General features: G+C 53.4%; 23 protein-coding genes, 1 tRNA gene and 1 pseudogene. 5 read left to right on the plus strand and 20 right to left on the minus strand.

Annotated features, from left to right (window positions below; translation table 11 throughout):
- Positions 1-303 precede the first annotated feature (303 nt).
- Positions 304-840, plus strand: coding sequence for a LysM-like peptidoglycan-binding domain-containing protein (locus GN242_RS18660; protein WP_154752844.1), 537 nt, complete (start codon positions 304-306; stop codon positions 838-840).
- Between the two features lie 100 nt (positions 841-940).
- Here GN242_RS18660 and rplI read toward each other — a convergent pair whose 3' ends face one another.
- The 5 genes from rplI to yjfP form a co-directional block, all read right to left on the minus strand.
- Positions 941-1393 (minus strand): 50S ribosomal protein L9, encoded by a 453-nt coding sequence (rplI, locus tag GN242_RS18665; protein ID WP_154752845.1) that lies wholly within the window; start codon positions 1391-1393, stop codon positions 941-943.
- Between the two features lie 38 nt (positions 1394-1431).
- Positions 1432-1659, minus strand: coding sequence for a 30S ribosomal protein S18 (gene rpsR / locus GN242_RS18670; protein ID WP_062745644.1), 228 nt, complete (start codon positions 1657-1659; stop codon positions 1432-1434).
- Positions 1660-1663: 4 nt separating this feature from the next.
- The gene (priB, locus tag GN242_RS18675) at positions 1664-1981 is read right to left on the minus strand and encodes a primosomal replication protein N (RefSeq protein ID WP_156288005.1); all 318 of its coding nucleotides are present in this window, start codon (positions 1979-1981) and stop codon (positions 1664-1666) included.
- Between the two features lie 5 nt (positions 1982-1986).
- Positions 1987-2382: a 30S ribosomal protein S6 gene (rpsF, locus tag GN242_RS18680; protein WP_004160104.1), complete on the minus strand. Its 396-nt coding sequence runs from the start codon at positions 2380-2382 to the stop codon at positions 1987-1989.
- Positions 2383-2594: 212 nt separating this feature from the next.
- A complete protein-coding gene (gene yjfP / locus GN242_RS18685) occupies positions 2595-3344 on the minus strand; it encodes an esterase (RefSeq protein WP_154752846.1) in 750 nt (249 codons plus the stop codon).
- Positions 3345-3542: 198 nt separating this feature from the next.
- Here yjfP and GN242_RS18690 point away from each other — a divergent pair, with 198 nt between their 5' ends.
- The gene (locus GN242_RS18690) at positions 3543-5480 is read left to right on the plus strand and encodes a methyl-accepting chemotaxis protein (protein ID WP_154752847.1); all 1938 of its coding nucleotides are present in this window, start codon (positions 3543-3545) and stop codon (positions 5478-5480) included.
- Between the two features lie 42 nt (positions 5481-5522).
- Positions 5523-5876 (plus strand): biofilm peroxide resistance protein BsmA, encoded by a 354-nt coding sequence (bsmA, locus tag GN242_RS18695; RefSeq protein ID WP_154752848.1) that lies wholly within the window; start codon positions 5523-5525, stop codon positions 5874-5876.
- A 5-nt stretch (positions 5877-5881) separates the two neighbouring features.
- On the opposite strand, the gene rlmB is transcribed toward bsmA, so the two are convergent.
- The 14 genes from rlmB to nnr form a co-directional block, all read right to left on the minus strand.
- Positions 5882-6619: a 23S rRNA (guanosine(2251)-2'-O)-methyltransferase RlmB gene (gene rlmB / locus GN242_RS18700; protein ID WP_154752849.1), complete on the minus strand. Its 738-nt coding sequence runs from the start codon at positions 6617-6619 to the stop codon at positions 5882-5884.
- Between the two features lie 61 nt (positions 6620-6680).
- Positions 6681-9122: a ribonuclease R gene (rnr, locus tag GN242_RS18705; protein ID WP_154752850.1), complete on the minus strand. Its 2442-nt coding sequence runs from the start codon at positions 9120-9122 to the stop codon at positions 6681-6683.
- A gap of 16 nt (positions 9123-9138) precedes the next feature.
- Entirely contained in the window at positions 9139-9582 is a 444-nt protein-coding gene (gene nsrR, locus GN242_RS18710; RefSeq protein WP_156288006.1) for a nitric oxide-sensing transcriptional repressor NsrR, read from the minus strand.
- A 186-nt stretch (positions 9583-9768) separates the two neighbouring features.
- Positions 9769-11067, minus strand: coding sequence for an adenylosuccinate synthase (locus tag GN242_RS18715; RefSeq protein ID WP_154752851.1), 1299 nt, complete (start codon positions 11065-11067; stop codon positions 9769-9771).
- Positions 11068-11202: 135 nt separating this feature from the next.
- A complete protein-coding gene (locus tag GN242_RS18720; RefSeq protein WP_154752852.1) occupies positions 11203-11403 on the minus strand; it encodes a DUF2065 domain-containing protein in 201 nt (66 codons plus the stop codon).
- Between the two features lie 84 nt (positions 11404-11487).
- Positions 11488-12492: a protease modulator HflC gene (hflC, locus tag GN242_RS18725; protein WP_154752853.1), complete on the minus strand. Its 1005-nt coding sequence runs from the start codon at positions 12490-12492 to the stop codon at positions 11488-11490.
- A gap of 3 nt (positions 12493-12495) precedes the next feature.
- Complete coding sequence (gene hflK / locus GN242_RS18730) at positions 12496-13752, minus strand: FtsH protease activity modulator HflK (RefSeq protein ID WP_154752854.1); 1257 nt, start codon at positions 13750-13752, stop codon at positions 12496-12498.
- A gap of 54 nt (positions 13753-13806) precedes the next feature.
- On the minus strand, positions 13807-15090 hold the full coding sequence (hflX, locus tag GN242_RS18735; protein WP_154752855.1) for a ribosome rescue GTPase HflX: 1284 nt from the start codon (positions 15088-15090) through the stop codon (positions 13807-13809).
- Positions 15091-15324: 234 nt separating this feature from the next.
- On the minus strand, positions 15325-15639 hold the full coding sequence (gene hfq, locus GN242_RS18740) for an RNA chaperone Hfq (RefSeq protein ID WP_154752856.1): 315 nt from the start codon (positions 15637-15639) through the stop codon (positions 15325-15327).
- A 102-nt stretch (positions 15640-15741) separates the two neighbouring features.
- The gene (gene miaA, locus GN242_RS18745) at positions 15742-16692 is read right to left on the minus strand and encodes a tRNA (adenosine(37)-N6)-dimethylallyltransferase MiaA (protein WP_154752857.1); all 951 of its coding nucleotides are present in this window, start codon (positions 16690-16692) and stop codon (positions 15742-15744) included.
- Positions 16685-18535 (minus strand): DNA mismatch repair endonuclease MutL, encoded by a 1851-nt coding sequence (gene mutL / locus GN242_RS18750; RefSeq protein ID WP_154752858.1) that lies wholly within the window; start codon positions 18533-18535, stop codon positions 16685-16687. The genes miaA and mutL overlap by 8 nt, the downstream gene beginning before the upstream one ends.
- 76 nt (positions 18536-18611) lie before the next feature.
- On the minus strand, positions 18612-20288 hold the full coding sequence (gene amiB / locus GN242_RS18755) for an N-acetylmuramoyl-L-alanine amidase AmiB (protein WP_156288007.1): 1677 nt from the start codon (positions 20286-20288) through the stop codon (positions 18612-18614).
- Positions 20285-20761: a tRNA (adenosine(37)-N6)-threonylcarbamoyltransferase complex ATPase subunit type 1 TsaE gene (gene tsaE, locus GN242_RS18760; protein WP_156288008.1), complete on the minus strand. Its 477-nt coding sequence runs from the start codon at positions 20759-20761 to the stop codon at positions 20285-20287. Before tsaE ends, amiB begins: the two co-directional genes overlap by 4 nt.
- Positions 20758-22281 (minus strand): bifunctional ADP-dependent NAD(P)H-hydrate dehydratase/NAD(P)H-hydrate epimerase, encoded by a 1524-nt coding sequence (nnr, locus tag GN242_RS18765; protein WP_154752861.1) that lies wholly within the window; start codon positions 22279-22281, stop codon positions 20758-20760. The genes tsaE and nnr overlap by 4 nt, the downstream gene beginning before the upstream one ends.
- On the opposite strand from nnr, the gene queG reads away from it, so the two are divergent.
- Positions 22280-23419, plus strand: coding sequence for a tRNA epoxyqueuosine(34) reductase QueG (gene queG, locus GN242_RS18770; RefSeq protein WP_154752862.1), 1140 nt, complete (start codon positions 22280-22282; stop codon positions 23417-23419). The two genes, nnr and queG, sit on opposite strands and share 2 nt — an antisense overlap.
- Before the next feature lie 317 nt (positions 23420-23736).
- Here queG and GN242_RS18775 read toward each other — a convergent pair.
- Positions 23737-23812 (minus strand) — tRNA-Gly (locus GN242_RS18775).
- Between the two features lie 575 nt (positions 23813-24387).
- Between GN242_RS18775 and GN242_RS21955 the strand changes: the two are divergent.
- A pseudogene (locus GN242_RS21955) lies at positions 24388-24480 on the plus strand (ESPR domain-containing protein); the annotation flags it as partial.
- Between the last annotated feature and the right edge of the window lie 33 nt (positions 24481-24513).

Below are 24513 nucleotides of genomic sequence, written 5' to 3' on the forward strand. Positions count from 1 at the left end.
CATAACAGCGCAGGCAACGGGCGTAAAATCCCATCTTCCACTGGTGACTTTTCGCCAGGAAACAGAAACAATACCGCCTCTCACTATTCAGCATCTCCTGTGGCTGTCAGGCCTATACTTTCATTAGCCGGGATTTTTATCCTGGGCATAACGGGTATCGGTTCAGCTACATGTATTCAGAGGTTTTAAATGGGCCAGATTGCCCGCAGGCGAAGGAAAAGGCCGCTTTTTGTTGCCAGAGTCAAACAATGGATAACGAAGAGCTTACCGATCGCGCGAGTGTCGCGCCAGGAGGAAGACACCATGCCAAATGTACCGCTTATATCACGCTTATCGCCGTGGTTCAGCCGTCTCTGGCATCTGCCAGATGATATTCGCTGGATGGATCCACTGCCGCCCTCGCATCGCCGCGGGATTATTGCTGCGGCGCTGTTGATCCTGCTGGCCTTCCTGTGGCCTGCACCGGCTCCACAACGTACCGTGACGCCGATACAGAGTGGAGCAACCGATGTTCCTTTGCAGGCAGAACTGTCGGATGCGCCTCCGCCTCCTGCCTCCACACAGCAGCAGGATTCACAGGGCGAATGGCATGATTTCACCATCGCTTCAGGCCAGACGCTGGCGCAGCTGTTCCGCGATAATAATCTGCCGGTCAATGATGTGTTTGCGATGGCGCAGGTGGAGGGCGACGACAAACCCCTCAGCACGTTACATGCCGGGCAGGCAGTGAGGATCCGTCAGGATGCACAGGGAGTGGTAACCGGGTTAACGCTGGCAGGAGCAGATGGCGAGATTCTGTTTACCCGACAGCCAGACGGGACGTTTATAAAAGCGCAGTAATATTGCTGCCCCAGCAGTCGCCTGCTATTACGGCGACTACGGCGACAAACAAAAACGCCGCCCCGAGGGGCGGCGTTTTGTACATGCGATACTGAGGCGATTAAGCTTCAGGAACGATGTTTACGATCAGTTTAGCGAATACTTCGCTGTGAACCTGGAAGTCCACTTCGTGCTCACCGGTAGTACGCAGAACGCCGTTCGGCAGACGAACTTCGCTCTTAGCCACTTCAACGCCAGCCGCAGTTACTGCGTCAGCGATGTCACGGGTACCGATGGAACCGAACAGTTTACCTTCGTCGCCTGATTTAGACGCGATGGTAACGGTGCCCAGTGCATTGATTTTCTCTGCGCGTGCATTAGCTGCAGACAGAACGTCAGCCAGTTTGGCTTCCAGTTCTGCACGACGTGCTTCGAAGAATTCAACGTTTTTCTTGGTAGCAGGAACAGCTTTGCCCTGTGGTACCAGGAAGTTACGAGCGTAGCCCGCTTTAACGTTAACCTGATCACCCAGGCTGCCCAGGTTTGCTACTTTATCAAGCAGAATAACTTGCATTACCTTATCCTCTTAAAGTCGTTAATGGACAGTTGCCGTTACTGATGACGATCAGTGTACGGCAGCAGGGACAGGTAACGCGCGCGCTTGATAGCACGAGCCAGCTGACGCTGGTATTTTGCGCGAGTACCGGTGATACGGCTCGGTACGATCTTACCGCTTTCAGTGACATAATTTTTCAGCGTTGCGATATCTTTATAATCGATCTCTTGAACGCCTTCCGCTGTGAAACGGCAGAACTTGCGACGACGGAAATAACGTGCCATTTGGCTAGTCTCCAGAATCTATCAATTCAATCTGCTCGGCATGCAGTACGAGTTTATTCAGGCCGTTGCGCCCTTGATGGCTGCAAACAAATCCCTGAACAGTTAGCTGCGTGCCGACCGTTATACTTTGAGTAATGGCCTGATGGGCTTTGCCGCTGATAATCACCGGCATCCGACACCAGGCTTGCCGGTTATAACCGGCTTCCACCTGCTCTGAACGATGCTCAAGCACGAACTGGCAGTGTGGAATTCCTGACGGGCTGACCTTTCGCGTTGGTGCCTTGCACACAGTGCCCGACAGCATCAGTCGATTAGCCGTCACGGAAATTACTCTTCAGAATCCCCAGCATCTGCATCATCAGAGGTTTCGTTAGCAAAATCTTCACGACGCTCACGGCGCTCGTCTTTCGCTTTAACCATCGGAGATGCTTCAGTTACCGCGTGCTTAACGCGCATAACCATGCTGCGGATAACGGCGTCGTTGAAGCGGAAGTTAGTTTCCAGCTCATCGATCGCTTCCTGCGGAGCTTCAACGTTCAGCAGAACGTAGTGGGCTTTGTGCAGTTTGTTGATCGGGTAAGCCAGCTGACGGCGGCCCCAGTCTTCCAGGCGGTGGATCGTACCTTCTGCACCAGTGATGGTTGCAGAGTAACGCTCGATCATGCCAGGAACCTGTTCGCTTTGGTCAGGGTGAACCATAAATACGATTTCGTAATGACGCATCGAATTTGCTCCTTACGGATTATTCAGCCTCCTGTCGGGGTCAGCCGCGGCCCATGGAAGCAAGGAACGTTATAAGCCATGACCAAAAAAGTGCCGGTCACGACCTGAGAATGCGGCTGAAAAATTGACGCGTAATCATACTTGCGAGGGGCGACGAACACAAGGTAAATCTCTGGGGCGAACCTGGGCGGGTCATCCCCCGCCCGCAAGGATTACAAATGGTGCTTAAAGAAGGCCGTCATCGCGGTCAACGCTGGCGGCGTGATGCGGTGCCCGATGCCCTTTTCTGTCAGGTAGGTCAGATTGCTGTCTTGCCCGCTTTCACGCAGGGCTTTTTCCAGCCGTACACTTTCAGCGACAGGCACCACATCATCCGCTTCGCCGTGCCATACCAGCAGCGGGCGGTTGGCTATTTTGGCTAACTGGTGGCTGACCTCATACTCATCCAGCGGTGCCAGCCTTTCAGCCAGCACCTTTCGCTGATCAGGGGTGCGCGCCACCAGCGGCGGAAACAGCGTATGGGCCAGCTGGCTGAAGTAGCCAGAACCCATCATGCAGGCTGCGCTGCGCAGCTGTGGATAACGTGCCAGCGCTCCCAGTGCAGTCATCCCGCCCATTGAGGCCCCGGCTACCGCCAGCCTTGCCCCCTCAATCAGAGTCTGCTCCCGCAGCGCCTGTACAATACCCGCCACTTCGTCAATATTGCTACGCAGGATCTCCCAAAAGTGGGTTAAGCGCCGCTCGCTGTCACCGTCGTAACGTGATCCGTGCATATCTGCATCCGGGAGAATGGCACGGAAACCCGCCTGCGCCAGCGCTACCGCAAAGTAGGAATAGACCTCTTTTGATGACGTGTAGCCATGATAGAACAGCACCGTAGGCAGTGGCTCATGTCGCTGACCCGCCGGACAGGCATGTAAGCATTCGATATTGGCGAAACGTTCTGTGTTCACTTCAATCATTACATCTCCTTGTCAAAATGCGCGCGATGCCCACTTTTTTTTAGAACATAGCGCCGTAGTGGTGAATAAAAGCACAGCCTTATTAACAGGATATCGCGAGCAGAAAAACACAGCCGGTTTCCCCTGAGTTTAAGGGGTAAACTTTCTTCCAGGAATGCCGTTAATTCGTGTAATCCCCTAACGAATTAAGGCATAACGATGAAGCGTCTCTCTCTCAAGACATGGAGTCTGGGCGTAAAACTTTCGGTAATGACCTCTATAAGCGTTGCTGTGCTGTTTATTATTCTAACCCTGACGCTCAGTCATAACGCAGCAAAACAGGCCCACACCCTGACGCTGACGGATATGGAAAACCAGGTAAGCGGCATCGGCGATATGGCCAGTATGTTTAACACTACTCTGGCCGAAGAGGTCAGTAACTACAGCGAACTGTTCCAGAGTTTCCTGCCGAAACGCTTCTCGCTGGACGAATCCCAGCCAATCGCAGTCGGCGACCAGCAGACGCCAACCCTGCGTGCCGGGCTGCGCACTCTGAACCTTGATCAGGTGCTGGTTGATGATTTCCAGGAGCGTACCGACGCCATCGCCACTATTTTTGTCCGTACTCAGGCCGGGGAGTTTGTACGAATCTCCACCTCACTGCGCAAAGAAAATGGCGAGCGAGCTATCGGAACCAAACTTGACCATAGCAGCCCCGCCTGGCAACCGATACAGAAAGGGGAGGTTTTTCGCGGTATGGCGATGCTGTTTGGCAAGCGCTATATCACTCAATACCTGCCGATTCGTAATGCCGCAGGTGAGGTGATTGCCATTCTGTTTGTCGGTGTAGATATCACAAAACAGTACGCGATTATCCGCCAAAAAGTGCTGGTGAAGCACCCGAGTGCTGACGGTTCTTTCTACGTACTGAACCGGGCTGAGGGGAAGCAGTACGGCGACTATCTGTTCCACACCTCACTTGAGGGTAAAAAGCCCGATCTGCCGCAGGAGGCCCGTGACCGGCTGTTAAAACAGCCTGATGGCACGCTGGAAACCACGGACAGCGCAGGTAAAGAGAGGATCCTCACCTGGAAATATGTGCCGGAATGGAACTGGGTCGTTGTGGGCGATGTTGATAAAACCAGCCTGCTGGCACCAGTGAAGCAGACGCGCAATCTGTTTCTGCTGATTGGTGCTGCAATGGTGCTGCTGTTTGCCATGATGTTTGTCTGGATCACACGTCGCTGGGTGAGCCAGCCGCTGCAACAGGTGATTACCCTGGCACGGCAGTATGCCGCGGGCAATCTGCTGGCAACCCTGGATACACGACGTGAGGATGAAATTGGTCAGCTGATTGTCGCTATTAACGGCATCGGTGACGGCCTTGAACGTGTGGTGGCCCAGGTACGTCATGCAGCGGATGACATTGCCAGCGGTACCGAAGCCATTGTCACCAGCAGCGGAAACATCAGTGAGCAGATTACCCGCCAGGCCAGCAGCGTTGAGGAGACATCCACAAGTATGGAACAGCTGGGCGCCACGGTGGAACAGAACGCGGGCAATGTAGCCCAGGCGTTGCAGCTGGTCGGGGAAGCCTCAGAAGCTGTCAGCCAGGGTTCCGCCACCGTCAGCCATTCGGTGGTCACCATGTCTGATATCAAGACCGCATCTCAGGGCATTGCCGATATCACTCAGGTTATTGAGTCTATCGCTTTCCAGACCAATATTCTGGCACTGAATGCTGCGGTGGAAGCGGCGCGTGCCGGGGAAAATGGCAAAGGTTTCGCCGTCGTTGCCGCTGAAGTACGGGCTCTGGCCCAGCGCAGCGCACATGCCGCGAAAGAGATTGATCACCTGATTGCTGATTCACTACGTAAAGTGGTGCAGGGGCATGAGTTGTCTGAACAAACCCGCCAGGCAATGGACAATATCACCGGACGCATTGAGCAGGTGAAAGCGTTAATGAGTGAAATTAACGTTGCGTCACACGAGCAGTCCAGCGGTATCAGTCATGTGAATATGGCCATGGCGCAAATCGGTCAGGCAACGCATCAAAACAGTGAACTGGTTATGCATTCTGAGCAAACCGCACAGGAACTCAGCCGTAAGGGGCATCACCTCAGCGAACTGGTGAAGGTGTTTAACGTCAAGTCTTAAACTGGCGTACACTGAAAGTCATATCGTTTTGAGATGATGACTATGCTTCCGATTAAGCGCCCGATAACGGCCCTGCTGATTGCCCTGTTATTAAGCAGCTGTAGCGTGCTAAAGAGTACGCCGCAGCCTCCGCCCGCCCCCAAAGCGCAGGCGGTGGAGATTAACCGGGCGCAGAGTGGATCGCTGCCTCGTATCGGTAGTGCCAGCGTGACAGTGCGCGGATCCCCTGACGATGCAATTCGAGCGCTGGCAGCGAGAGCCAATCAAGCGGGAGCACGTTACTATCAAATTCTGCTGGTTAACGAAACGGTGGCACCCGGTCTGTGGTACGCATCGGCGATTTTCTACGGGGCTTCAGAGGGTAATAATTCCGGAGCGCTGGGAACGCCCCGGTAAGGTGGTTACTTCACGCTGCGCTGGCGCACCGCTTCAAACAGGCAAACGCCGGTCGCTACCGAGACGTTGAGCGAGGAGACGCTGCCCGCCATTGGGATGCTGATCAGCTCATCGCAGTGTTCACGGGTCAGACGACGCATTCCTTCACCTTCTGCGCCCATCACCAGCGCCATCGGGCCGGTCATTTTGCTTTGGTACAGGGTGTGATCGGCTTCTCCAGCAGTACCGACGATCCATACGTTGGCTTCCTGTAAAACACGCATAGTGCGCGCCAGGTTAGTTACGCGAATCAGCGGGATATGTTCAGCCGCGCCGCTGGCGACTTTTTTCGCCGTGGCATTCAGCTGGGCTGAACGGTCTTTTGGCAGAATAATCGCATGGACACCGGCTGCATCTGCGCTGCGCATACAGGCACCAAGGTTATGCGGATCAGTTACACCGTCAAGGATCAGCAGGAACGGGCTATCCAGACTGGCCAGCAGATCCGGCAGATCGCCTTCCTGATACTGACGGCCTGGCTTCACGCGGGCAATAATCCCCTGGTGTACCGCCCCTTCAGATTTGCTATCCAGCACCTGCTTGCTCGCCACCTGAATGACGATGCCCTGCGCTTCCAGTGCTTTGACCAGCGTCTGCAAACGACGGTCATCGCGCCCTTTCAGAATAAAGACTTCCTGGAAACGCTGCGGGTCGCTGTCAAGCAGCGCCTGCACGGCGTGGATCCCAAAAACAATTTCACTCATTTCATTGACTCAGTAGTTCGTAATTTACGCCCCGGGTGACGCAAGCGTCACCCGGAGGCTGTTATGCGTCGTCAGTTTTCTTCGCACGCTTCGCGCGGGTGGCCGAGGCGATTTTACGGGTTTTATCCGACGGTTTGCGCGGTTTTTTCTCTTTGGCAGCGGCCGGAGCGCCGTCTGCTGTTTTTGCCGGACGGAATGCGCTGTCCGGTTCAAAGTTTGCTCCTTTACGCGGTGCACGGCGGCGGCTGCCGCTGTTCTTCGGTGCAGCACGCTTTTCGCGTTCACGTTCGGTTTTGCCTTCGCCACGTGGCTTGCGGCTGCTGGAAACCAACGCAAAGTCGATCTTACGTTCGTCCATATGCACCGCATCGACACGCACTTCCACCGTGTCACCGAGACGATAAGTACGGCCACCGGATTCACCAATCAGGCGCTGCCCGACGGCGTCAAAGCGGTAGTAGTCATTATCCAGGGTGGAGACGTGAACCAGGCCGTCGATAAACAGATCAGTCAGGCGCACAAAGAAACCAAAGCCGGTAACGCTGGAGATCACCCCGGTAAAGGTTTCCCCCACCTGATCCTGCATAAAGTCACATTTCAGCCAGTCGGCAACATCGCGAGTGGCTTCATCCGCACGGCGCTCGGTCATCGAACAGTGCTGGCCAAGTTGCAGCATCTGCTGCATCTCGTAGTGGTAGCCACCGGTCGGTGTGGTATTGCCCTGCAAGGTGCCCGCTTCTTTCGCCAGCAAATACTTGATGGCGCGGTGCAATAACAGGTCAGGATAACGACGAATTGGCGACGTAAAGTGCGCATAAGACGCCAGCGCCAGGCCGAAGTGGCCACGGTTTTCCGGGTCATAGACCGCCTGCTTCATCGAACGCAGCAGCATGGTTTGCAGCATTTCGTGATCCTGACGACCGGCAATCTGATTCAGCAGCGCGGAGTAGTCTACCGGCTGCGGTTTATCGCCGCCCGGCAGCGTCAGCCCCAGCTCATTCAGCACGGAACGGAAGCTTTTGATGCTTTCATCGCCCGGACGGTCGTGGTCACGGAACAGCGCAGGTTCGTTATTTTTCTCAACGTAACGCGCTGAGGCGATGTTCGCGAGGATCATGCACTCTTCAATCAGCTTGTGCGCATCGTTACGGGAAACCTGCTCAACGCGCTCAATGCGGCGATCGGCATTGAAGATGAATTTCGCTTCATCGGTTTCAAACGAGATACCGCCGCGCTGCTCACGAGCTTTTTCCAGCGCCAGGTACATGCGGTGCAACTCTTCCAGGTCTTTCACCAGCGGTTCATACTGCTGACGCAGTTCCTGATGGCCCTGGAGAATGTTCCACACTTTGTTATAGGTCAGGCGGGCGAAGGAGTTCATCACCGCTTCGTAGTGCTTGTAGCCGGTCAGCTTACCGGTGGAGGAGATAGTCATCTCGCACACCATGCACAGGCGGTCAACTTCCGGGTTCAGTGAACACAGGCCGTTAGACAGCACTTCCGGCAGCATTGGCACGACCTGAGACGGGAAGTAAACCGAGGTACCACGGTTAACCGCTTCATCGTCCAGCGGGGTGCCCGGGCGCACGTAGTAGCTTACGTCGGCAATGGCTACCCACAGGCGCCAGCCGCCGCCGCGTTTACGTTCACAGAATACCGCATCATCAAAGTCACGGGCATCTTCACCATCGATGGTGACCAGCGGCAAATCGCGCAGATCTACGCGGCCACGCTTGGCTTCTTCCGGCACTTCTTCTTTCAGATCGGCAATCTGTTTTTCCAGCGCTTCCGGCCATTCATGTGGAATATCATGAGTGCGCAGCGCCATATCTACGGCCATGCTGGTGCCCATGTTGTCACCCAGCACTTCAACGATTTTACCGACGGCTTTGCTGCGGCGGGTTGGGCGCTGAGTCAGCTCCACCACTACCACATAGCCCATGCGCGCACCCATCAGCTCTTCAGCCGGGATCAGGATGTCAAAGCTCAGACGGCTGTCGTCCGGCACTACGAAGCCAACGCCAGAATCGGTAAAGTAACGGCCAACAATCTGGCTGTTACGTGGTTCAACTACGCGCACTACGCGCGCTTCGCGACGACCTTTACGGTCAGCGCCCATTGCCTGCGCGAGGATCATGTCCCCGTGCATGCACATTTTCATCTGTTCGGCAGAGAGATAAAGATCGTCTTTACTCCCTTCGATGCGTAAGAAGCCGAAGCCATCGCGGTGACCGATAACTTTGCCTTTTAACAGGTCAAGACGTTCCGGCAGCGCGTAGCACTGACGGCGGGTAAAGACCAGCTGACCGTCACGCTCCATGGCGCGCAGGCGGCGGCGCAGGGCTTCGGTTTGTTCTTCTCCGCTAATCGCTAACTCTTCTGCCAGCTCTTCACGGCTGGCAGGTTTTTCGCGTTTGTCCAGATGAGCAAGAATGAATTCGCGGCTGGGAATAGGGTTTTCGTATTTTTCAGCTTCGCGTTCCTGAAAGGGATCGTGTGACATCGAGGTTCCTCCGTTGTCAGCTGCTTAGTGAAGGTCGTTCACTGAGCAAAATTTGGTAGAGCGGATTGTTATTTTCAACCAGGTCGGCCAGGGTGTATTGATCAAGCTCGCGCAGAAAACTCTGCACGGCATCATGCAGCGCTTTTTTCAGGCGGCAGGCTGAGGTGATGTGACAAAAGTCACTGTGGCAGTTCACCAACTGTAGTGGTTCCAGCGCGCGTACCACCTGACCAATCACAATATCTTCGGCAGGCTTACCCAGGCGAATTCCGCCATTCTTACCGCGCACTGCGGCAATGTATCCGGCCCGACTAAGGTGATTGATTATTTTGACCATATGATTACGTGACACACCGTAGGTGTCAGTTACTTCGCTGATACTGGTCATCTGGCCCGCAGGTAGCGAAGCAAGATAGATCAGTGCACGTAAGCCGTAATCGGTAAAACTGGTTAGCTGCACGGTAACCCCAGAGATACAACCGCAGGTGAAGTTGTGATCCGCTCAAGAATTTGTATTGTTAACAATGATAATAAACCAGCCACAGCTAGCCGGGCCATTTTATTTAAGGTGAGAACGGCAGAAGAGAACGGCAGGAAACCGGTACTGAATAAAAACTGGCCGGGCAATGCCCGGCCTGAAACTGAATTATGCGTCAAACGGGTCGCGCAGAATCATGGTTTCACTACGATCCGGGCCGGTAGAAATAATATCAATCGGCACTCCGGTCACGTCTTCAACGCGCTTAATGTAGTTGCGCGCTGCCTGCGGCAGGCCTTCCAGCGTTTTCACACCAAAAGTGGTCTCAGACCAGCCTGGCATCGTTTCGTAGATTGGTTCAATGCCTTCCCAACCTTCCGCTGCCAGAGGGGTGGTGGTCATTTCACGGCCATCTGGCATACGGTAAGCAACACAGATTTTTACTTCTTTCAGGCCATCCAGCACGTCCAGTTTGGTCATGCAGAAGCCAGAGAGAGAGTTAATCTGAACCGCACGGCGCACGGCAACCGCATCAAGCCAGCCGGTACGACGACGACGGCCAGTAGTAGCACCGAACTCGTTACCCTGCTTGCACAGGAACTCACCGGTCTCATCGAAAAGCTCAGTCGGGAATGGACCCGCACCCACGCGAGTGGAGTAAGCTTTCACGATACCCAGTACGTAATCAACGTAACGAGGGCCAATACCTGAACCCGTTGCAACGCCACCAGCAGTGGTGTTAGACGAGGTCACATACGGATAGGTACCGTGGTCGATATCCAGCAGTGTACCCTGCGCGCCTTCGAACATGATCAGGTCGCCACGCTTACGTGCGCCGTCCAGCAGTTCGGAAACGTCAACCACCATGCCAGTCAGGATATCGGCAATTGCCAGAGTATCCGCCAGCACTTTATCGTAATCTACTGCTTCAACTTTGTAGTAGTTCACCAGCTGGAAGTTATGGTACTCCATCACTTCTTTCAGCTTCTCGGCAAAGGTCTCTTTGTTGAACAGATCGCCTACGCGCAGACCACGACGGGCTACTTTATCTTCATACGCCGGGCCGATACCGCGACCAGTGGTGCCGATAGCTTTTGCGCCACGCGCTTTTTCGCGCGCTACGTCCAGCGCCACATGATACTCAAGGATCAGCGGGCAGGCTTCAGAAATGAACAGACGCTCACGCACCGGGAAACCGCGATCTTCCAAACCTTTCATCTCTTTCATCAGCGCAGCCGGAGACAGCACAACACCGTTGCCGATGATGCTGGTCACGTTCTCACGCAGGATGCCAGACGGAATTAAGTGGAGGACGGTTTTTTCACCGTTGATGACTAGCGTATGGCCAGCGTTATGGCCTCCCTGGTAGCGCACTACATATTTAGCGCGTTCGGTCAGGAGGTCAACTATCTTACCTTTACCTTCGTCACCCCATTGGGTGCCCAGTACGACGACGTTCTTACCCATTTTTTTAAATCACCAGATTGCTTAAAAAAGGATTCTACCATCGTCATTTGCCTCTTTCAGCAATTTAAGCATACGATTGCATAGTTTTTTGCCAGTTAGCACTTTGTGCCGCTGTGACAGCACTTCGCGATACTCTTAACCACCGTTTCCGCGATTAAGCATGTAGTAAATCACCGAGCCTGCCACCACCAGCCCACCCCCAACTCTTCGCAGCAGGCCATCGGGCATGTGTGCCATGGCAATTATCATCCGCCGCCAGATACGCGGATACAGCATCGGGCCTAACCCTTCAAATACCAGCACTAACCCCAGCGCCATCCACACTGTCGCATTCATGTTGTTCACTCACCGTCTTTGCTATTAAAAGAAACATAAAAAAAGGGCCGGAAAATCCGGCCCTTATAATGCGATATTAGATGATTAGCGGGTGGTGGTGGAAGGACTCTTCATAAAGCGGAAGAAATCACTATCCGGACTCAGCACCATTACATCCTGGTTGCTATTGAAGCTGTTTTCGTAGGCACGCAGGCTACGGATAAAGGCATAGAAGTCTGGATCCTGACTGAAGGAATCAGCAAACAGTTTCGCCACTTCCGCATCACCTTCACCCTGAGTAATCAGCGCCTGACGGCGGGCTTCGGCCAGCGTACGTTCAACTTCGTAGTCTGCCTGAGCTCTCACCTTTGCTGCTTCCTCTGCACCCTGAGCACGCTGGCTTCGAGCAACAGATTCACGCTCTGCGCGCATACGTGCGTAGATCGCATCAGAGACTTCAGTTGGCAGGTTAATCTGCTTGATACGCACATCAACAACATGGATACCCAACGCCGCCATACTGTTCGGGTTGATCGCCGGTTCGTTGCTGTTGGTCTCGCTTTCAACGCGTTTCGCGACGGAAGCAATAGCATCATCAGCAGCTGGTGTAGCAACTTCATCATCCTGACCAGCACTGCCGGTGTTCAGCGCATCGCGAACGTCAGTGGTAAGACGGCCACGGGAATCGGTGACGATATCTTTCACATCCAGACGGCCAATCTCAGAACGCAGACGGTCACTAAATTTACGTTTCAGCAGCACTTCTGCCTGAGAAACATCACCACCGCCGGTGGCGAGGTAGTAACGGCTGAAGTCGCTCACGCGCCATTTGATATAGGAATCAACAATCAGGTCTTTCTTCTCTTTAGTGACGAAGCGGTCAGCCTGGTTGTCCATCGTCTGGATACGTGCATCAAGTGACTTCACTGATTCCAGGAAAGGAATCTTGAAGTGCAGACCTGGTGCATAAACCAGCGGTTTATTATCAGAATCGCGCAGAACTTTGCCGAAGCGCATCACAATGCCGCGCTGGCCTTCCTGCACAACAAACAGTGACGCGTACAGCACCACCAGCACAACAATCAATACTACGATTAATGGCTTACGCATCGCTTATTCTCTCCCTTCGCGCTGGGCATTGTTACGTTGAGCATTCACCCGGCGTTGATCCATAATATCGTCCGGACTGAACGACGAACTGCCGCTGACGCGCTCGTTACTGCCTGATGCCGGTGGCAGACGCAGCAAACCACCGCTACCGTCCTGACCGTTGGCAGATGCACCACCCTGACCACGCATTAGCTGATCCAGTGGCAATACCATCAGGTTGCTACCTTTATCATTAACCAGCACTTTGCGGGTATGACCCAGCACGCGCTCCATGGTTTCGATATACAGACGCTCACGGGTAATCTGTGGCGCTGCTTTGTATTCCGGAAGAATACGCGCAAAGCTATCCACTTCACCCTGTGCTTCCAGTGTTACGCGAGATTTGTAGGCACGAGCCTTTTCCAGAATTCCCTGCGCATCACCACGGGCACGTGGCAGCTTGTCATTAGCATAAGCTTCTGCTTCACGTACCGCCTGCTCGCGGTTTTCACGTGCGGCAATCGCATCATCGAAGGACGCTTTAACATCTTCCGGTGGGCGCGCCGTCTGGAAGTTAACGTCCAGCAGGGTGATCCCCATATCGTATGGACGAATAGTTTCTTCCAGCTCACGCTGTGTTTCGCTACGCACCACGGTACGGCCTTCGGTCAAAATACGATCCATGGTGGAGCGCCCGATAACACCGCGCAGGGCGCTGTCGGTTGCCTGACGCAGACTGTCATCCGCACTGGTGACGGAGAACAGATAGCGTTCTGGATTCGTTACACGGTACTGCACGTTCATTTCAACGCGCACAACGTTTTCATCAGAGGTCAGCATGGTGCCGGAAGCCGACAGCTCGCGTACCGACTCCACGTTCACTGCGCGAACCTGATCAACGAAAGTCGGTTTCCAGTTCAGGCCCGGCTCTACCAGATGGCTGAATTTCCCGAAGCGGGTAACTACACCGCGTTCAGCTTCTTTGATGGTATAGAAGCCGCTCGCAGCCCAGATAACTACCGCTGCAACAGCTACGATACCAACCAGACGCCCGGCATTGCCTGGCTTACGCTGGCTGCTGCCGTTTCCTGTACCGTCACCGCCTTTTTTACCACCGCCCAGGCCACCAAGCTTATTGCTCAGTTTACGGAAGATATCATCTAAATCAGGGGGCCCTTTATCACGCCCTCCTTTATTTCCCCCAGAGTTGCCGCCTTGATTATTGCTGCTTCCCCACGGGTCGCGGTCCTGTCCGTTATTCCCGGGCTGATTCCACGCCATGTTTATACTCCATTAATTGTGTGTGCGGTGGTATCCCAGGCCGGGATACACGTGTCAGGCAACTATATAATCGACCAGGGTCGGTTCCTGTTTACACAGTCGACGCCAGTCAACAATCGGCATACGTATTTGTAACCCTACGCTACCATCATCTTCATTCCACTCTTTCTCTATCGCATGCAGCTGGTAAAAGCGGCTGCGTAGCCGCCCTGCTGCTGGCGGCAGGCGTAAATCATACTGCGCGATTTCACCGGCCAGACGTTCAGTAAGCGCCTGGAACAGCAGCGGAACCCCTTCTCCGGTCTGGGCTGAAAGCCAGACACGAACAGGCAGGTTCTCTTCATCACGATCGATACGCGGAACAAAATCTTCCAGCATATCAATCTTATTCATCACCAGCAGGCTGGGGATTTTATCGGATTCAATTTCTTCCAACACCACATTGACCGCTTCGATGTTTTCATCAAGCCGGGCATCTGCGGCATCAATCACGTGCAGCAACAGCGTCGCCTCACGGGTTTCCTGTAGCGTGGCTTTAAACGCCGCCACCAGGTCATGGGGCAAATGACGAATAAAGCCTACGGTATCCGCCAGCACCACTTCCCCCACGTCTACCACGTCAACACGACGCAGGGTCGGGTCAAGGGTGGCGAACAGCTGATCGGCCACATACACCTCAGAGGTGGTCAGGCAGTTAAATAATGTGGACTTACCGGCGTTGGTATATCCCACCAGTGACACGGTAGGGACATCGGCCTTGTTGCGAGCCTGCCTGCCCTGCTCGCGCTGTTTCGAGACGCGCTCAAGGCGGGAAAGAATCAGGGTAATACGATTACGCAGTAAACGGCGGTCGGTTTCTAACTGGGTTTCACCCGGGCCACGCAGGCCGATACCGCCTTTCTGGCGCTCAAGGTGCGTCCAGCCGCGAACCAGTCGCGTGGCAAGGTGACGAAGCTGCGCCAGCTCAACCTGCAGTTTACCTTCATGGGTACGGGCGCGTTGGGCGAAGATATCCAGGATCAGTCCGGTGCGGTCAATAACCCGACATTCACACAGCGCTTCAAGGTTGCGCTCCTGTGCCGGACTCAGGGCGTGATCGAACAGCACCACGGAGGCACCGCTCTCTTTTACCGCTTCGGCAATTTCAACAGCCTTTCCTTCACCAACGAAATATTTAGGGTGTGGTGCTTTGCGGCTACCAGTAACGACACGCAGCGCCTCAACGCCAGCAGAAGACACCAGAGTTTCAAACTCCTGTAGATCTTCTGTATCTCTTTCTTGCGAGAAATAGATGTGCACCAGTACGGCCTGCTCTCCGGCATCATAACGGTCAAACAAACTTAAAACCTCTCGATACTTTGTTAAACCTGCTGCGCGTTGGCCATACTGCGTCAAAACCAGATTCAAAATGCGCGTTCAGCTCACTAAACGGCGTTTTTTGCATGGATTCACTTAATGTCTAAGACGCAATAAGGAAGCCAGGCGATATATTTGTTGCCATGACTGGGCATTTTGCCAGGACGGGGAACTAAGATCACCAGACTCCCCGTCTTGGAGGGACAGCCACGCTAATTACTCAGCGTCGTCACTGTCTTGCTGAGGCTGCTGAGAAGAGGCCCCCTGGTTACTTCCGCTATGGTGATAGTTGCTGCTTCCGCCACCCGCATTGTTACTGTGATGGGAGACCGGACGGGACGGAACAACGGTAGAGATCGCGTGCTTATACACCATCTGGCTAACCGTGTTTTTTAAAAGAATAACAAATTGATCAAACGACTCGATCTGGCCCTGTAGTTTGATACCATTTACCAAATAAATCGAAACCGGAACACGTTCGCGACGCAGTGCGTTCAAGAACGGATCTTGCAATGATTGCCCCTTAGCCATTCTATCTTTTCCTTATATGCTTGTTGTTTGTAACTTAAGAACCATAGGGTTCGAAATACGACGTAAAAAATTTGCGCAAGATAACCCACCAATTGTACACAATCACCCAGGCTTCGCACTAAGAACCTGTAACACCGTAGAGTAGGCATCATCAGGGCGTTCGCTATCAAGCCAGTGAACGTCCTTCCAGCCACGTAACCAGGTCATCTGTCGTTTAGCCAACTGCCGGGTTGCGCAAATTCCCCGATAAACCATGTCATCGTAATCAATTTCACCGGATAAAAATGACCACATCTGGCGATAACCGACACAACGAATGGAAGGCATATCCGTATGCAAATCACCTCGTGCAAAGAGCGCCCGAGCCTCCGCTTCAAATCCTGACGCCAGCATCTGGTGATAGCGCTGCTCAATACGCTGATGAATCAGTTCGCGGCTCGCCGGAGCGATAGCAAACTGGTAAACATCATACGGCAGTGGATCGCCCGACGTTTTTGTCAGTTCCGTTAAAGTTTTACCCGAAATAAAAAAAACTTCCAGTGCTCGCGAGAGTCTCTGGGGATCATTCGGATGAATACGACGTCCAGCAACGGGATCTACATCACATAACTGGCGGTGAAGGGCTTCCCATCCTTCTTCGCTCGCCATCTGCTCTATACGCTGACGTACCTCTGGATCGGCCGAGGGCAACGGCGATAATCCTTCAAGTAACGCCTTGTAATAAAGCATGGTGCCACCAACAAGCAACGGAATATTACCCCGCCGGGTAATTTCCGCCATTTCAGCCAGCGCATCACGCCGGAACTCTGCGGCCGAATAGGCCTCAGACGGATCGCGGATGTCCAGCAAACGATGGGGCGCAAGCGCCAGTTCTTCTGCGGATGGTTTGGCGGTTCCAATATCCATCCCGCGGTAGATCAGCGCTGAATCAACACTAATTAGCTCTACAGGTAACGCCTGGCGCAATGCTATTGCCAGCGCGGTTTTCCCGGAGGCCGTCGGTCCCATCAAAAATATTGCCTTAGGCAGGCCAGCCGTGGATTGTTCACTCATGCTTCAGGGCGTTCATCGCCGTTTCAATATCGATGTATTGCAGTAGTCCAGAAGGTGGCGATTTCACTAACTGCGGGCAAAGCCTTTCAACTTCTGCCAGCAAGGTAATCGCCTGCGAGTGATTCCAGTGCTGATGCTCAGAAACCGACTGACGCGCTAACCACTGCGCCGTCTGGCTGGCTGAAACATCCTGCTGCCGGGCTAAATACCCTAACATTTCTGGAATCAAGTTTTGTAAATTTTGTTGGCGTAATGGTAAAGGTACGGCTCGCAGCATCACATGATGAGCATCAAATAGCAGGTCAATGCCCATCTGACTCAATAATGCGCCATGGCGTTTTCCAGCTTCACTCTCTGTTTTTTCCAGTTTCAGCCGGATCGGAATCAATAATGGCTGCGGCTTTAATCCTTCCTCACCAGGTTCCAGTTGCATCTGCTTTAGCCAGCGTTCGGCCACCGCCAGCGACATTAATGCCACGCCTGCGGCTCCGTCGACCAGCGCATACTGCTCCTGAACCACCGTCAATACGCGACCAAAGCTATGGACGTGCCCGGGCAAAGGCGCTGGCTGAACTTCTTTTTTTGCCGGTGTCATCTGGCGCGGCTCTTCGCTGTGCTTCACGGCCGGAGTGTTTAATAGCTGCTGATAGACCGCGCCCTCACGTTTCTGATAGCCCGGTTCCTGACGCTGCCAACTACTGCCGCCGCCCCCATTACCAGCAGGCACAGAGTGAGATGTTACCGCAGGGGCAGGCACGGAGAAGTGATTACCTCCTGCCGCCGGGCGATTTTCTGGCTGCCAGCGCTCTGCCGGTGCCTGCGACATCTCAGGCAGAGTTTCGGCTCCGCTCTCCTGCAAAACGCTGACTACGCCCTGATAAATAAAGTCATGAACCAGACGCGACTGATGAAAACGCACTTCATGTTTTGCCGGGTGTACGTTTACATCCACCTGATGCGGGTCGATTTCCAGATACAGCACATAGGCAGGCTGATGCTGATCCCCAAGCTTATCCTGGTAGGCCTGGCGGATAGCGTGATTGATCAAGCGATCGCGCATCATACGACCATTAACGTAGCAGTACTGTAATTCGGGCAGCGCTTTTGACCCCACCGGATCGGCCACCCAACCGCGCAAACTCAGCTCACCATGCTGCCATTCAATCGTCAGGGCATGCGTCATAAACGCCGTACCGCAGATAGCAGCCACGCGGCGCTCACGTTGGGTATTGTCGCTAACGCCGCGATACTGGCGCACCAGCTTACCGTTATGGGAAAGCGAGATCGCCACATCAAAGCGCGCCAGCGCAATGCGCCGGATCACTTCATCAATATGAGTAAATTCGGTTTTTTCGGTGCGCATAAATTTACGGCGCGCCGGGGTGTTGTAGAACAGGTCAAGCACCTCTAGTGTGGTGCCAACCGGATGTGCAGCCGGTTTCACGGTGACCGTCTGATCGCGCCCTTCCGCATAAGCCTGCCAGGCTTCACTCTGTGTTTCCGTTCGGGATGTCAGAATCAGACGTGATACTGAACTGATACTTGCCAGCGCCTCACCGCGAAATCCCAGGCTGATAATCGCTTCCAGATCGTCCAGCGTGGTAATCTTACTGGTTGCGTGACGCGCAAGCGCCATCGCCAGCTCATCTTTATCAATCCCGCAGCCGTTATCACGAATACGGATCAGCTTTGCGCCGCCTTTTTCAATGTCGATATCAATGCGCGTGGCACCCGCATCAAGGCTATTTTCCACCAGCTCCTTCACCACCGACGCCGGGCGCTCGACCACCTCTCCGGCGGCAATCTGGTTCGCAAGCTGTGGTGGTAGTACTTGAATGCGCATGGCTTGTCCTTGTTATCAACACCGCCATCCTGGACGGGAGTTCCCCCCGGCAAGATGGCAAAAAATTGGCCCTTTCTTATGATGCCGGAATTTTTAGTGTCTGCCCCAGCATCACATTCTGAGACTTCATCTTATTCGCCTGCTGAATTGCCTGCGGGCTGACGCCGTAATGGGCGGCAATCGCCGTTAACGAATCCCCACGAACCACTTTATGTCTGGCTGGCTGGCGTGTTTTCACCACAGCAGTAGCAACCTGTTTGCTGCCTGCCGGTACTTTCAGGCGCTGCCCAACCCACACTACATCCTTTTTCAGGGTGTTCATCGAGCGAAGCGTCTCCATGCTAACCCCGTAACTGGCAGCAATGCCGGAGAGCGTCTCACCACGTTTGACTACATGGCGCTGTGTCGCCCCGGTATATTGCGTTGCTGCGGGTACCGGGATCTCCTCTGGCTCAACCGCCGCTGCGCTTTGCAACGGTCGGTTTTCCTCCTTTGGGATCGATTGTAGCGGGTGCGCCAGGAAGTAGTTGCGTAAGCCTTTATAAATCGACTCGGCAATCTTCTGCTGGTAAGCGCTACTGCCAAGCAGTCGCTCCTCCGAAGGATTACTGATAAAGCCGGTTTCCACCAGCAGAGAAGGAATATCCGGCGAGCGCAGTACGCCCAGACTGGCATGTTCCGGCCGGCGCTTATGGAGCGCACCCACGCGTTGCAACTGCGCGATCACCTTAACAGCTACATCGTAACCCACACGCTGCGAATGCCCGAACTGCAAGTCCAGCACTGCCTGGCTCAGATAAGGGTCGGCCTGGCTGTTAGCCAGCAGATCGCCTGCACCACCCAGCAGTTCAGACTGCTTCTCATGCTGCTCAAGCCAGCCAGCCATTTCACTATTTGCACGGCGGTTAGAGAGCACCCATACCGACGCCCCGGAGGCGCTGCGGTTAGGCGCTGCATCAGCGTGAATGGAAACCAGCAGGTTAGCGTTCTGCTTACGCGCAACATCGGATCGGCCCATTACGGAGATAAAGTAGTCGCCGTCGCGGGTCATCACACCTTTAAACATCGGATCGGCATTGAGCAGCTCTTTCAGCCTGCGCGCAATAGCGATGGTCACATTCTTCTCTTTCAGTCCGCCCCCGCCAATCGCGCCGGGATCCTGACCGCCATGACCGGCATCGATGGCCACAATCACCGTATCATTGCTGCTAACAGTGCTGCTGCGCGGTCGCGCCACCTCGTTACCGCTGCTGACAGCAGTAACCGGGTTAGCATTAAACGGGCTTTTCCCTGGCTGGCTGGCTGGACGCGAACTGGAGACACTGCTCACCGGCGCGTTGCGGCTGGCAGTTTGCGCTGCGGGCTGAGTACCGGTAATGGTAAACACCACATTGTAATTATTGCCGTTACGCTGGGTGACGGCGCGAGTTTTACCCCGCTGAGTCAGCTCCAGTACCAGGCGAATACTCTGGCTATCTTTCGCGGTACTGGAGCGAATACGCTTTACAATATTTTCACCGCTGAAATTGAGCGGCAGGCCCTGCACAATGCCACTCTGGCGAATGTCCAGTACCACCCGTTCCGGGTTATGCAGAGGAAAGAAAGCATAAACCGGCTGACCGGCAAAACTCAGGGTGACCTGTGCCTGATTACTGCCGTTAGAAACTTGGATATCCGATAAATTTGCCGCCAGCGAACTAAATGAACAGCAAAACAGGGCCAGCAGGCACCAGGCTTTGAATCGCAGCATCATGCTCCACCCTGTTTATCAGTCATACGCTCCAGCATCGCTTCACCCGCAGATGAGCGGGCACGGAGTAGCGCTTCGCGGGAGTGCCCTTGATAGCTGAGGTGCAATTCTAAATCTGGTTCAGGCAACACCCCCGCTCCCTGCTGCGGCCACTCAACCAGGCACAGACTATCAGGGCCGAAGTAATCACGAATTCCCATAAATTCCAACTCTTCCGGATCAGACAAACGGTACAGATCGAAATGATAAACCCGGCAGCCGGGCAGTATATAGGGCTCAACCAAAGTATAAGTGGGGCTTTTTACATTCCCCTGATGGCCTAGTGCCTGTAAAAAACCGCGGCTGAAGGTGGTTTTACCTGCACCCAGGTCACCATAGAGATAGAGGGTCGCCGCGCCGTTACAGACGCGGGCCAGGCTGGCACCCAGTGCGAGAGTTGCTGCCTCATCGGGCAATGAAATTACACAGGTCATCATTCTTTAGTATTCGAAATCTCAGGATTGACAAACAGATACAGCTCGGAGAACAGATCGGTGGCTAACATACCGCGAGTGCCGCGGCGTTGTGCCACTGCGTCAGCCGCCGCTCCATGCGCTACGCATCCTGCGCAGGCGGCATCGTACAGAGAGAGCTTTTGCCCTGCCAGACTGCCGATAACCCCTGATAAAACATCTCCCATTCCCCCGCTGGCCATACCTGCATTGCCCACATCGGCAATCGCCAGCTCATCCAGCTCGCCAGCAATCAGCGTTCCGGCGCCCTTAAGCACCACAACACCACCGTAACGTTTTGCCAGACGGCGCACAGCCAGTAAGCGGTCACTTTCAATATCGCTAACTTTTACATTAAGCAGCCTTGCGGCCTCGCCAGGGTGCGGCGTAATAATGCGATTTTGACGTTTATCGGGGCTGATTGCCAGCAGGTTAAGCGCATCTGCGTCCCAAAGCATCGTTTTCTGAGAGTTTTCTACTTTTTTCAAGGCCTTTTTACCCCAGCTTCCCTGACCAAGCCCTGGACCGATAACAATGACATCGGCCCATTCTAGGGCAGCATCCAGCGCCTCTGTTGTTAACTCTTGCACCATCAGTTCTGGTCGTGCAGTCAGCAATGGCCCAACATTCTCAATGTGAGTAAGTACTCGCACAAGCCCTGAGCCACTGCGCAAAGCGGCTTCTGCAGTCATACGGATGGCACCTGCAGTACCGTGATCGCCGCCAATCACCAGCAGACGTCCATGATCCCCTTTATGGGAGGTGGCCCGCCTTGGCGGCAGCCATCGGGTCAGATGGCTGGCATCATAGCGCGCAATAGGTGCCGGCCTGCCTTGTAACCACAAGTCCAGATTCAGGCTGTGATAATGCAATTTTCCCACATGGTCACGCGCTTTGCCCGTCAACAGCCCCGGCTTTAGCGCTATAAACGTCAGAGTATGTTCAGCATCTATTACCACACCAGGGACTGTACCGTTAGCAGCCACTAATCCGGAAGGGATATCTACGGAGAATACGGGAGCGGAATGACGATTAGCCTGCTCGATCAGTTGGGTATATGGCTCATCGGGAGAGCGATTTAAACCGGTACCAAGCAGCGCATCAACAATTAGCGCGATACTTTCAGGCCAGCGGGCGGAAGCATCATGGATCACCCCACCGGCAGCCAGCCAGTTTTCACGAGCCTGATTCGCTTCCTCTGGCAATGCCCTGTCACTGTCAACGGCAATCAGCGTCACCTTCAGACCAGCAGCCTGCGCCAGGCGTGCTATGACAAAACCATCGCCGCCGTTGTTGCCGTAACCGCAGAGAATCATCCAGTGCTGCGCCTGAGGCCACAACTGTCGTATCAGGCTAAAGGCGGCTTCCCCCGCCCGCAGCATTAACTCAAACAGGGTGATACCCTGACTATCTGCTCCTTCGCGCTCCAGTCCGGCTATCGCTTCTACAGGCCAGACAGAATAGGGTAAACTGGTGCGGTCTTTTTGCTGGTTCAGGTTATTCATGTCGCATCCTCTCGATTTCCATCAACTCGCCCTGGATATTAAACAGTGGGGGCTTGATCTCGGCTTCCAGCAGGTGGGTATCTGTGATACCGACTTAACATTGGAAGAACCACGGCTTCAGGCCTGGCTTGATAAACAATACCACGGTGAGATGGACTGGATGGCCCGTCACGGCATGATGCGCGCCCGCCCCCATGAACTGCTGCCCGGCACACTGCGGGTGATCAGTGTGCGGATGAATTATCTCCCCGCTAAAGCCGCATTTGCCAGCACGCTGAAAAACCCACTTCTGGGGTATGTCAGCCGCTACGCGCTAGGCCGTGATTACCACAAAGTATTACGCAATCGACTGAAAAAGCTTGGCGATATGATCCGTGAGCGCTGTGGCGATGCCCAGTTCCGCCCTTTCGTCGACTCTGCCCCCTTGCTTGAGCGCCCGCTGGCGGCAAAAGCAGGTTTAGGCTGGACAGGTAAGCATTCGCTGATCCTCAATCGGGAAGCGGGTTCATGGTTTTTCCTGGGCGAACTGCTTATCGATTTGCCGCTGCCTGTTGACCAGCCGGTTGAAGAAAATTGCGGGCGCTGTGTCGCCTGCATCACTACCTGCCCAACGGGGGCCATTGTCGAGCCTTATACCGTTGATGCCCGTCGCTGCATTTCCTATCTTACGATTGAACTGGAAGGCTCTATCCCGGAAGAGTTTCGCCCTTTAATCGGCAACCGGATTTATGGCTGTGACGATTGTCAGCTAATTTGTCCGTGGAACCGTTACGGGCAGCTTACTGATGAAGACGATTTCAGCCCACGTGCAGTCTTACATGCCCCGCCACTCACCGAACTTTTTGCCTGGGATGAAGCGAAATTCCTGCGGATTACTGAAGGATCCGCTATTCGTCGCATTGGCCATCTGCGCTGGCTACGTAATATTGCCGTGGCGCTGGGCAATGCGCCATGGGATGAGAGCCACCTGGTGGCGCTGGAAGCGCGGCGTGGTGAAAACAGTATGCTGGATGAACATATTGACTGGGCAATTGGCTGCCAGCTGGCACGACGAGTTGAATCAGCTATTGAGGTACAAAGCAGCCAGCAGCGACGGCTGGTGAGGGTAATTGAAAAGGGGTTACCGCGTGATGCTTAAATGTACAATTAAGGGTGGGTAAACCACGCAGAATGTTTTCCACATGCTGTGCATAAAATTAAAAAGTCGTTGTCATTCAACCGTCACAGAAACCGCAAGCGATCCACATAACAAATTTTAAGATTCACAATAACATTAAAAACAATGGGTTATACAGATTAAACACTTTACACAGGATTTTCAGAGCGCAAAGCTTAACAACATAAGCTGTGGATAAGTCTGTTAAAAACATTTTTGTGCTGGACAGTAGAATGCTATCGCACGGCGTTAATAGCTGTGGATAATTCTGAAGAAGAAAATTGAGAAGATATTTAATTTGGAGCGGGAAACGAGACTCGAACTCGCGACCCCGACCTTGGCAAGGTCGTGCTCTACCAACTGAGCTATTCCCGCTTAGGGTTACTGCTGAAATTATGAGCTAAAACCTTATAACTGCTTGATTATTTTAGCTTTTAACTCTTCCTTCCGGAGGAGAGGTCGCTATTATGGCCCTGTTTGCGGATGCTGGCAAGCCCTGTATCAAAAAAAATTCATTCTGGTTACTAAACCAGCAACCCCGTGTGTTTATCAGACCTCAATATAACCTCATTAATCCTGCAATCACTTTTTCGGGAGTAAAACTCAAATACTAATTTCAATGAAAACAGGATAGACAATAAGAAAAACAAACAAGAACAAAACATGAAGATTACAATTACCTGTTAATAAAAAAGGTAAAAGAAAGAAAAATCATCTAATATCCAGGGTGGATATAATGACAACCGAACAAGAAAAAAACAAAAAGAACAGTACTCATAAAAAAACCTTAATTGACACAAAGCAGCTCACATCGCTACCATAACTCTAATTAACAACACCTTAAAGGAGCCTATAAGCAATAATCGGAAAAAATAGAATTAATTAAATCAATAAAAGAACCAAAAACTCACCAGGATGGAAATTACTTAATTTAACGGACTAATATTTATATGAATAAGATATTCAAAGTGATTTGGAACAAAAATGCTCACTGCTTCGTAGTTACGTCAGAACTGGCTAAAAGCACTATTAAGAGTGGGCGTCAAAAGCTAGCTCCTAAAAGTCAGAGTATTTCA

Source organism: Erwinia sorbitola, assembly GCF_009738185.1.
In the GTDB taxonomy this organism is placed as follows: Bacteria; Pseudomonadota; Gammaproteobacteria; order Enterobacterales; family Enterobacteriaceae; genus Erwinia; species Erwinia sorbitola.